A 1,727-nucleotide genomic window follows, 5' to 3' on the forward strand; every position below is an offset into this window, starting at 1 on the left:
CAAACAAGCGTCGCTGCTGTCCTACAACATCACCCCGGGCCCGGCGGGCGTCAATCCGCTGTGGAAGGAGATCGGTTATCCGGCCCCGGCCGGCCCGCTGACCACGGCGCCCGCGCCCGCGTTGACACCGCTGCGCTGCACCGAGACGACCGAATTCGACTGTGACGTCGTGATCGTCGGTTCCGGCGCCGGAGGCGGTGTCGCAGCCGCGGTGCTGGCCGAGGCCGGCCTCGACCCGGCCAGCCTGCGCTGCCTGGCCACCGCCGACATCAAGGCCGACGAGGCGGGCATCCGCAGCACCGCCGACGCGCTCGGCGTACCCCTGATGACCTGGCCGGCGACGCGGCTGGCGGCGGTCGACGTGCCGCACCCCAGCGAGGTGGTCCGCGCCGCGGTCGGCACGCCGAGCGTGGCGGAGGCCGCGGCCCTGCTCGGCCCGGACGGCCGGGCCGACGACGCGACGCTGCTGGTGGGCAAGACCGCGACGGCGATGGCCACCGTGGCGGTGGCCCGGCACGCGCCACGCGGCCGGCTCGCCGTCGTCGGCCTCGGTCCGGGCGCCGCCGACCTGCGCACCCCCCGCGCGGTGGCCGAGCTGCGTCGCGCCGCCGTGGTGGTCGGCCTCGACCAGTACCTGGACCAGGTCCGCGACGTGCTCCGCCCCGGCACCCGGGTGCTCTCCAGCGGGCTGGGCGCGGAGGAGGCGCGCGCCCGCGCCTCCGTCGCCGAGGCCGCCGCCGGCCGGGCGGTCGCGCTGATCGGCTCCGGCGACGCCGGGGTGTACGCGATGGCCAGCCCCGCCCTGGAGTACGCCGACCAGCGGATCGACGTGGTGGGCGTGCCCGGAGTGACCGCCGCCCTCGCGGCCGGGGCGCTGCTCGGCGCGCCGCTCGGCCACGATCACGCCTACGTGAGCCTGTCCGATCTGCACACCCCGTGGGACGTCATCGAGCGGCGGGTGACCGCCGCCGCCGAAGGTGACTTCGTGACGCTCTTCTACAACCCGCGCAGCCGGGCCCGGGACTGGCAGCTCGGCAAGGCGCTCGGCATCCTCGCCGCGCATCGGCCCCCGGACACCCCGGTAGGTGTGGTGCGCAACGCCAGCCGCCCCGGCGAACAGGTGCAGCTCGCCACAGTGGCCACACTCGACCCGGCCATCGTCGACATGTACAGCGTCGTGGTCGTCGGCAGCAGCGACACCCGGCTGGTCGCTGGCCGGATGGTCACCCCCCGGGGGTACCGGTGGCGCTCGTGACGATCGACGCCTGCCAGGGCTGCGGCGCCTGCCTGCTCACCTGCCCCACACACGCGATCCGACCGGTCGCCGGTGGCGTCACGGTCCGCGTCGACCGGTGCACCGGCTGCCTGGAGTGCCTGGAGATCTGCCCGGTCGACGCGATCCGCGTCGTCGGACCCGACCCCCGCGAAGGAGCCCGATGAGCCGGGTGGTGCATCCCATCGAGGTCGAGTCGTACCGCATCCTGCGCGAACGCGTCGACCTGTCGCACCTGCCGCCGCTGAGCCGAGCGGTGACCGAGCGGGTGGTGCACGCCAGCGCCGACCTCGCGTACGTCGACGACCTCGTCTGCGACGAGGCCGCCCTGGAATCCGGGCTGACCGCGCTGCGCGCCGGGGCGCCGGTGGTCACCGACGTGGCGATGGTCGCCGCCGGCATCACCCGCGCCGGCCTGGAGCTGGTCTGCCCGGTCGCCGAGCCGGCCGCCGCC

General features: G+C 75.7%; 3 protein-coding genes. All 3 read left to right on the plus strand.

All coding sequences use genetic code 11. The annotated features are described in order from the left end of the window. The coding region (gene cobJ / locus ABZU52_RS32385) for a precorrin-3B C(17)-methyltransferase (RefSeq protein WP_354974710.1) at window positions 1-1,255 on the plus strand (1,255 nt) is incomplete at its 5' end. Further along, a complete protein-coding gene (locus tag ABZU52_RS32390; RefSeq protein ID WP_354974711.1) occupies window positions 1,243-1,440 on the plus strand; it encodes a 4Fe-4S binding protein in 198 nt (65 codons plus the stop codon). The genes cobJ and ABZU52_RS32390, both read left to right, overlap by 13 nt. Further along, on the plus strand, window positions 1,437-1,727 hold a 291-nt coding region (locus ABZU52_RS32395), incomplete at its 3' end, for a precorrin-8X methylmutase (protein WP_354974712.1). The genes ABZU52_RS32390 and ABZU52_RS32395, both read left to right, overlap by 4 nt.

Source organism: Micromonospora sp. NPDC005220 (genome assembly GCF_040607895.1).
Taxonomy (GTDB): domain Bacteria; phylum Actinomycetota; class Actinomycetes; order Mycobacteriales; family Micromonosporaceae; genus Micromonospora.